The organism is Enterobacter sp. A103 (genome assembly GCF_034427535.1).
Taxonomy (GTDB): domain Bacteria; phylum Pseudomonadota; class Gammaproteobacteria; order Enterobacterales; family Enterobacteriaceae; genus Enterobacter; species Enterobacter asburiae_B.
This window is the reverse complement of record NZ_JAXQPQ010000023.1, coordinates 1-9,024: the sequence shown is the minus strand read 5'-3', so window position 1 is coordinate 9,024 and position 9,024 is coordinate 1. Positions and strand designations below refer to the sequence as shown.

1 protein-coding gene and 1 pseudogene are annotated in these 9,024 nt (G+C 58.2%); both read left to right on the top strand.

The features are described 5' to 3' along the window. Positions 1-15 precede the first annotated feature (15 nt). The gene (locus SPH27_RS22860; protein WP_322435909.1) at positions 16-8,601 is read left to right on the top strand and encodes a hypothetical protein; all 8,586 of its coding nucleotides are present in this window, start codon (positions 16-18) and stop codon (positions 8,599-8,601) included. A 279-nt stretch (positions 8,602-8,880) separates the two neighbouring features. Then, positions 8,881-9,024: pseudogene (locus SPH27_RS22855) on the top strand (hypothetical protein); the annotation flags it as partial.

Here is a 9,024-nt window from a genome sequence, read left to right as displayed (position 1 = left end):
GAGAACCGAGATTTTGTGGGCTGGCTGGCAGAGTGGGAACCCTGGCAGCAGGCACTCAGCCGTATCGCACCTGACCAGTACCAGGCCGCCCTTGAGCGCCGCGCTGACGCCTTCGGCGCCAGTATTCCTGACGGCGACACAACTCCCAGCGAGTTCCAGCGCCGCACTGAACAAATCCTCCTGAACAGGTACAGCTTCCATTTTGATCCCGACAATAAAGATCCGCTCTACGAAGCGGCACTGACCAAAGCCGGCGCGGACGCCACCCGCGAAATTTTACGTGAAATTTACACTGACACCACCCGGGACGTGCTTCAGGAACGCAATGAGCTCTCGTTCCTGGACAGCCCCTGGGATTATGGGGAGCACGGCGCCACAGGCGGGGCGGGGCCTTCTTCTGTCCACACCATGCTTTCGCACCAGTCTCTCCTTGACGGAGGGGCATGGCGCTTTACTGATGCGCTCAGTGCTTTCACTTCCCACGGCGCCTTACTGCATTACGCGCCACAGTCCGTCCTCCTCGGGGACTCGGCCCTTGGCATCTGCTCATCGCTCAGTGAAGCCTGGCTCCTGTCTCTGTCGCAGGATCCGACCGGCTCCCTGAGTGAGACTCTCCTTGACAGCATCTTCCATCATTCCGCGCGCCTGCCCGGGCAGCCAGCCGGAAGCGACACCTTCCTGCAGGCGCTTACCGCCCTGCAGGAAGGTGGTGAACGCACCACACGGTCCCTTGATTCCATCGTGCATTCCGTTGTATCTGCCACCACTGACCTGGCCCTGACACTGCACACCGCTAACCATGCCCTGGCTCTGGCACGCCAGACCCTGAACGGAAAGGTATGGTATTGCTTTTATGATCCGAATCTGGGAGATGTCAGACTCCCCGCTGTGGGGACCGGGGAGGCTGATCTCAAATCTCTTCTCAGCCAGGTTCTGGACATCAGAACCGGGTACGGCCCGGAAACCCTGGCCGGGTTGTATCAGACTCTCACCCGCAACGGAGAGTATTATTTCTCCGTACAGAACGTTGATGTACAGGCGGCGGTGACCCGTCCTGAGTTTCAGGCCCTTAAAACGCAGCTCACCGCAGACATGCTGTCTCCGGCGCTGTTACGCAGCTGGCTGGATACCCTCAGCAGCGCGGAAGCCCCCCGCTCTGCGGCAGTACAGATTATGGACGCTGTTCAGCTGACGCAGCGTCCGCTGGCGACAGATATCCTCAGCCTGACCGCCCGGGTGAATGCACAGGTGACCGCGGCTGGCTATCAACCTGAAAACATCCTCCCCGACAGCGCCCGCTTTGATAAAAACACCGGAAAACTGACGGTTTCTGTACCGGGGAGAGACGGTAAATACGTCGATGTGGTGGTCGAGACAGCCGATCTGGAACAGCACAGTCGGACGCTGTTTGAAGACGCTGTCGGGGAGCTGCACCTTACGGGCACGGCCGCCATGGCAAGCGAAGCCATGGGTAAGGGGATCGGTGCTCTCATGACGCTCCGGAGTATTGAGAGCATGATTGACAGTCTGAGTCAGGGAGATGCGGGCGGGGGGGTGGCCGGAGGAGCCTGGGCTTTTTACGGTCTGGCCAGCCTGACCGGTGCCGATCGGATAGTAATGAACAGTATTGCGCAGGTAGCCGGTGAAGCATTGTTTCGTGGAGCGACCGTCCCGGTGCAGGACATGAATTCCTTCATCTCTCAGGCTACACGTACCCTGCTCCGTAACGCCGGAGTGGAAAGTGAACGGATACTGACGGTGACCGGAGATATGCTTGGCCGCCTGCCAGTGATGGCCATGGCCTTTGGCGGCTGGGCTATTTCCGGGGATGTCAGCACCCTGCAGGAGGATGAAAAGAACAACACTCCGGGATGGAAAACGGATCTGGACAAGGCGGATATTGGTCTGGACGCTGTCAGTACAGGCCTGCAGACGGTGGCTCCGTTCACCGGGCCTGCAGCACCTTTCCTCGAAGCTGCCGCTATGCTTGTGATGGGGGTCCGGATGTCGATTGATGACATCGTCACGGATTTCAACACCGGACACGGTCAGCGTGGTGAAATCAAGGTAATGACGTCTTTATTGAGCCCCATAACATTATTTATCCGGCCACTGATTAAGTTAGCAGAGGATAACCCGGTGATTCTGGGGGTGGAAAACGTGGACAATCTGTACAGGGTCAGTGCTGACCTTACGGATGCCCGTCTGCGCTGGCTGGACCTGACCCGTGGCAGCCTGCTCAGCGATGATGATCTCAGCGAAGGCAACCCGGCCAGTTATGCTGGCGATCTGACGGTGGACTTCAGCCAGGTGGGCGAACAGGGCGGGAAGATTACACTCAGCGGTCAGCATGCCCCCCACAGTGGTTTACCGGGGCTGTTTGACAAAAGTGATTACGCGGAATTTTCCGGTACACGTCAGGTATCCAGTGGAATTGACTATGTCATGCTGGGCAGAGGGGCATCCTATAACAGAGATGGAAAACTGCTTGCCTCCCCGGGGATGCAGTTTGTGGGGGTGGAGAATGGCGCGTTGATCCCGGCTCCTCTTTACAGCGCGGCGGAGCATATCATTGCCAATGCACAGAATAATATTTTCCTCGCGCCGCAGAATAGTGCGGAAGTGAAGGACAGTGACGACAAGGTGGGATTGTACCGGTACTACATTGAAGCCGGAGCCGGAGATGACATCCTGTCCGCAGCTGAGGGAATGTATGAGTTTGACGGTGGAACGGGTAATAACACGATTGTGGGGAACCATGTCAGTACGGAGCAGACCGGACAGGCCTTGGTATGGGATCTGACGGCCCAGCGTTCCATGCAGCCTTATGCGTACAACACCGAGCCTCACCGTTTTGTTACTGCACTGACGGCCGCACAAATGAAGCAGGCGCAGGACGGGCATCTGGCCGGGGTAAATGACAGGTCGTTGCTGCAGAAAACCCAGATTGAAGCGCAGGGGGTGGAAAACCTGACCGGAGGGTACAGTGCCAGCGTGAGCGTGACGGGCAGCGGTGGATTCACTCCGGGAACATTTATATCTTCCGGCGCCATGCAGGAGGTATTCATTGGCGATGGACAGCGCAATATTATCTCGACGGGAGGCGGCGATGATGTCATTTATCGCAGCGCAGGAAACGATGTTCTTATAGTAAACCGTAGCTATTCGCTGCATTCAGCTCATGGTGCAGAGCACTCGGGATATGCCTCAGACAAGGATTCCCAGGTAGCGCTGCTGGCTGCCGGAACGGACAAACAGTGGGTGTATACGGAGGTGACCCTCGTCATGCCGGATGGACAGAGGTCAGGCGACGATCTCGTCGTGCTTGAAGGGGCGCAGTATAAAGATATCCGTATTGTGGAGAACGGCACCGGAGATGTCCTTGTAGGCTATGGCGACGGGAAGACAACAGGGTTGTTTGTCCGGGTCCACAGCCGCTCCGCGCTGGCCGGGCTGCATTTTATGACCGATGACGGAGTAACTTTCGGAATAAAAATTCCGGAGGATAGCCATCAGGCCCTGAGTACGGATATTGAGGTAATTCATGGTGAAACCCTGTTAAGGCAAAACGCGGACGGGTCGTCCCTGCGGGAGGCCACAGGCGAAGACGGGTATGACATCACGGTGTCCCGGGGGGACAACCTGGTTCTGCCGGCAGCCTGGAAAAATGGGCTTCTGGTCCTGGATGCGAACTTCAGTGAGCTGCGTTTCAGGCACGACGGGCTGGGGGGATTCGTGATTGATACCGGGAACGATCCCCGTCTGAATGCAGACAATCTTCAGATCAGTGTTCACGAACAGGCCACCACGGCATTACGCCTGCGTACCCGTGACGGCTATTTTTTTGAACTTGTACAGACAAATGGACAGTGGGCAACCCGAAATGTGCAGGCGAACCTGCCCCCCACTTCGGTGGGGCCGGTGCTGAACTCTGCGCTGCTAAAAGCCCTGCTTACCCAGGGGGCAGGTGCCGTCACGCCGGACGCGCTGACGGCACCTGAGTGGCATGGACGTCAGGCACGGGCAGATCAGGGCTCGCTGGTGATTAGCGACCAGCCGGGCGGCTGGCTGCTGGGAACGGATCACGATGACACCCTGATGGCAAAAGGGGGGACCACGCTGCTGGATGGTGGCGCAGGCCACGACACCTACGTTCTGAAGCGTGGCGATGGTGTGGTGATTATTGCTGACAGCGGAACACACAGCCAGGCCGATAACTGGGGCTCCGGAAAACCGGACAACCAGTCAAATATGGTGGTCCTTCAGGATGTGGCTGTGGGAGATATCCAGAGTGTGGTTTCAACCATTGATGTCGGCGGTGTATCACAACGCGTGCTGCTCCTGGAAGCAAAAGGGACCCCTGCGCTGCTGGTCCGGATGCTGGCCAGTGATGTCGCAGGGTATCAGTTTACCAGTGCGGACGGTGTGAGTTTTGTGTATCAGCCTGACGGGAACGGGCATCTGGTACAGCACATTGTCGGCGTGGACAGGGTATGGTGGGATAAATGGTATGCGCCCGGAAGTGGTCATACTGACCCCGGGATCGCTCCGTTACTGGCTCGTCTGGAAGGGCGCTATGATGGTGCCGGCGGGAATGACAATATCATTCTGAATCAGCCGGGCGTTCTTGTCACACCGGGACGGGGGGATGACACGCTTCACCTGCGTTCCGGTGTCGGGGGGGGGGTGGAGCTGCGGGCCGGTGACGGCAACAAAACGCTGTATCTGGATGCTGCGGCACTGGCAGCACAGAGACCGCCTGTGCATGAAGAGCCTTTACTGAAAGGTGTGAAAAAAGAAATATGGAACAATGTCCCGGCAGGTGATATTGCGGGGATGCAAAGCCTGGTTGCGGGTCATCCTGCAGATCTCACGGAGAACGATGCTTCTCTGGATGGACTACTTGTGGCACACCAGCTGGTTCGTCTTACTGGCGACATTTTGTTGCACAGTAATCACAGTTACCGGTTCAGGGATTTTTCGTCCGGACAGCTCTCACTCGATATAAACGGGCCGTCGACAGGTGGATACCAGATAAGCCGTGCCGCGGACGGAACGGTGACGGTCAATGTGTCGGACGCCGGGCAGGGGCTATACCATTTCAGTCTGCTGGCATGGAATCAGGACATGCTGGGGAGTTACGATCTGCATTACGGGATCAGTGATGTGGTTTCTTTGACCGACGGGAACTGGTATCAGCCGGGCGTGATGTCGGCGTTATCGTCCTCTCCGGCCGATGGCGGAACTCCGGTCAGCCTGAACTTCCGTGATTTTACGTCAGAGGATATCCAGAGTCGGTTGTCTGCGGACGGCAAAACCCTGACGCTGAGTGCCGGGGCTGGGAGTACACAGGTCTCAGTAACCCTGCTGGCGGCTCAGGCCAGACAGTATCTGATTGTGACGGGTGACGGGGTGGTTTCCCGTCCCGATCAGCAGGGGAAACTGACGATAAGTGAAGTGAATTTTTCCCTGCAGACAGATATGGAAGCTCTGGACATGCGAAAACGCCACGGGAATACCTCGGAAACCGGGCAGTGGCTGGCTGTTAACGGAAATGCACGCGATAACACCTTCATGGCCGGGCACGCTCAGGCAGTGATGTTCAATGGGGGGGCCGGGGAGGATGTGGTTCGGGGCAGCGACCTTGCTGATATTCTGAGCGGGGATGCGGGTAATGACCTGCTGCTTGCCGGAGGAGGAGACGACGGACTGAGCGGGGGGGACGGAGCCGATATACTGGACGGGGGAACCGGTAATGACACGGCATTTTACTTGGGCGACATCCGCACCAAGCAGGGTGTAACCATTGATCTGGCTCAGGGTCGTGGCCAGGGGGCGGATGCGGAAGGTGATCTCCTGCGCAGTGTGGAAAATATTCGCGGCAGCCAGTATGCCGATATCCTGAGGGGCAACAGCGGGAATAATGTGCTCGAGGGGGATGCCGGTGATGACGTGCTATCCGGAGGTGGCGGGCAGGATGTGCTGCGCGGAGGAGTCGGTGCTGATACCTACCTGATCCGTGCCGGTGACAGGGTAATACTCAGCAAATCCGTTATGGTCGATGGCACAGAGAAGGATGATGCAGCCCGGGACACGGTAGTGCTGGATGTGACCGGAACGTTCAGCTGGCTGAAGGCTGGCAACGACCTGGTGGTGGCATGCGGCAGTACTGCGGTGGTGCTGAAAGACTGGTCTTCCCGGGCTTCGGCCCGTAATTACCGTTTTATTCTGCCGGGACAGGATGCCGGGCATGCCCGGGAGTTTACCGGCGATGAATTTGACGCCTGGCTGCAGGCCGGTGCAAACCCGGCGTCGGGAGGAACCGCTCTCAGCGGTGTGGATTATGCAGCCTGTCAGACCTTGCTGGCCCCGGTGGCAGCAATAACGTCCCGTCAGGACATCACTGGAAGCGCCGGAAATGACACGCTAGCGGGTGATATGCATGATAACCGGCTGTACGGGATGAACGGTAACGATATCCTGGAAGGGGGGGCAGGCGGCGATTTCCTGGACGGCGGTAGCGGAAACGATACGGTATCCTACGAACATTCAGTCGGGGCGGTCCGGGTCGACTTAAGCCAGACAGACAGCGCTGGTACGGTACTGCCCGATGGCGGGGATGCCACAGGGGATATGCTGTCTGGTATTGAAAATCTGCGGGGGAGCTCCGGGGAGGATGCGCTGACGGGCGATGCGGGTCCGAATGAAATAGAAGGGGGCGGAGGGGCTGATACGCTGAATGGCGGAGCCGGATTTGACATTCTGTCCTACGCACACTCAGGTGCCTACTGGGTGCCAGCCACGGACGATCATGTCCATGCCCGCGATGAGCAGAAGGGTAAAAATATCGGGGTGTACGTGGATCTGGCGGCACAGGAGGCGTGTCGCGGGGATGCGGGCTCCATCCGCCGGGACAGTATCCGGGGATTTGAAGGGGTGGCAGGCAGCGCCTGGGCAGACGAGCTGTACGGCGACAGCGGGGACAACTTGTTTATCCTGAACGGTTTTCAGAATGACGGACACAACGACCAGCGTGACCGCGTGGACGGGCGGAGCGGACTCGATACGGTGGCGTTTACCGGCGGGTTCTATGACCGTGGAGTGGAGGTACAGATCGGACATAACGGACAGGCCTGGTGGAAAGGGGGCATAAATGATGCCCCGATAGCCACCTTCACGGATGTTGAAAATATTATCGGTTCCGACGGTAATGACACGCTGACCGGAGACGGGCAGGATAATGTGCTAGTTGGAGGCAGCGGAGATGACCGACTGTCGGGAGGGGGCGGCGCCGATTATCTGGAAGGCGGAGCCGGGCATGACAACTACGTTATCGCCGACGGAGATCGGGTGGTGATATCCCAGTGGAGGAACGGGGACAGCACGGACACGGTGACATTGCTTAACGCAGCACGGCCAGAAAATATGCTGTTCGCCCTCCGGGGGGACGACCTGATGATGTTGACCGGCGACGGGAAGACGTCTGTCACGTTCAGAGCATGGGCGTCGGGTGCGTCAAACTATGTGCTGGTTGGCGGACAGGGAGACAGCTCCTGGGTCATGAAGCCGGAGGAGATCAATTCCCGGCTGGCGCATGAGGCCACGGTTATGAACGGCGGATTCGAGGCCGGTAGCGTGGCTGACGTGACGGCCGGATGGACGTATACCGGCGGAGTCAGTTCGAGAAGCAGTGAACATACGGAGGGGGGGCACAGCGTGGATCTGTCAGGGGGAGTGCTGAGCCAGACGCTGACGGAGAAGCTGGACCGGGACATGGCCTATCAGGTGTCGGTGGACGTGAACAAGACGACGGGCACCGGAGTGTTAATACGGTTGCTTGCGGGGAATACGGAGCTGGGCAGGGTGAATGCGGATAGCCTGACGGGATGGAAAGCTGATACCTGGCAGCGGCTGACCCTGACCACGGGAGGAAACAACGCGCTGGCGCGCGCGGGAGACGCGCTGCGGCTGGAGATCGTGGACGGAGATACGGGAAAGGACAACACGATGGGTGTGGATAATGTCCGGATAAATGTGATCCCGGCACCACGTACGGCGACGGTGGTGAATGGTGGATTCGAAGCCGGTAGCGTGGCTGACGTGACGGCCGGATGGACGTATACCGGCGGAGTCAGTTCGAGAAGCAGTGAACACACGGAGGGGGGCCACAGTGTGGATCTGTCAGGGGGAGTGCTGAGCCAGACGCTGACGGAGAAGCTGGACCGGGGCATGGACTATCAGCTGTCGGTGGACGTGAACAAGACAACGGGTACCGGGGTATTAATACGGCTGTTCGCGGGAAATACGGAGCTGGGCCGGGTGGACGGAAGAAACCTGAGGGGATGGAAGGGCAACGGGTGGCAGAACCTGGTGCTGAACGTGCGTGGAGACATGAGAGGGGACGCCGGAGAGTCACTGCGTATTGAGATAGCGGATAACGATAAAGGGGTAGACAACACGATGGGCGTGGATAATGTGCAGCTGACGAAGCTTGTGTCGACGATGGGAAGTTTTGGCGATGTGCCCGGTGAGGGCTTGGTGGCAGGAAGGGGGCTACCGGGGAGCTGGCAGGAAGCGCTGCTAAGTACGGGAAGGGTATAGGCAGGAGTTGCCGGGGCGAAAACGCCCCGGCAGGCGGCGGGATATGAATTATTTCCGCCTGCTCCGGATTACTGAACGTCACCGGCAGGTGTGGCAGGGTATGACACTGACCTTTCCTGTGCGTCGATGTCCTTCAGAACCAGAGATAAAAGCTGACATTACGCCCGGCGGAGCCTCTCATTGCACACCTTTATGCAGAAAAGGCCGCCCGACCGGTTTGTTCTGGCAGACGTGTGACCTGAGTCTCATGTGAGTGGAAACTCTGGGGTAGGAGGATATATGAAGATTAAAAATGGGCCGGTGTTATGCCCTTACTGTGGTTGCCTGAGCGCTTACTACGAAATCGACAAACTATCTGCTTTAAGAGAAAAAAACGGTAAAGGGCATCTGTCTGATTGGGATAACGTACTGAGAAACTATACA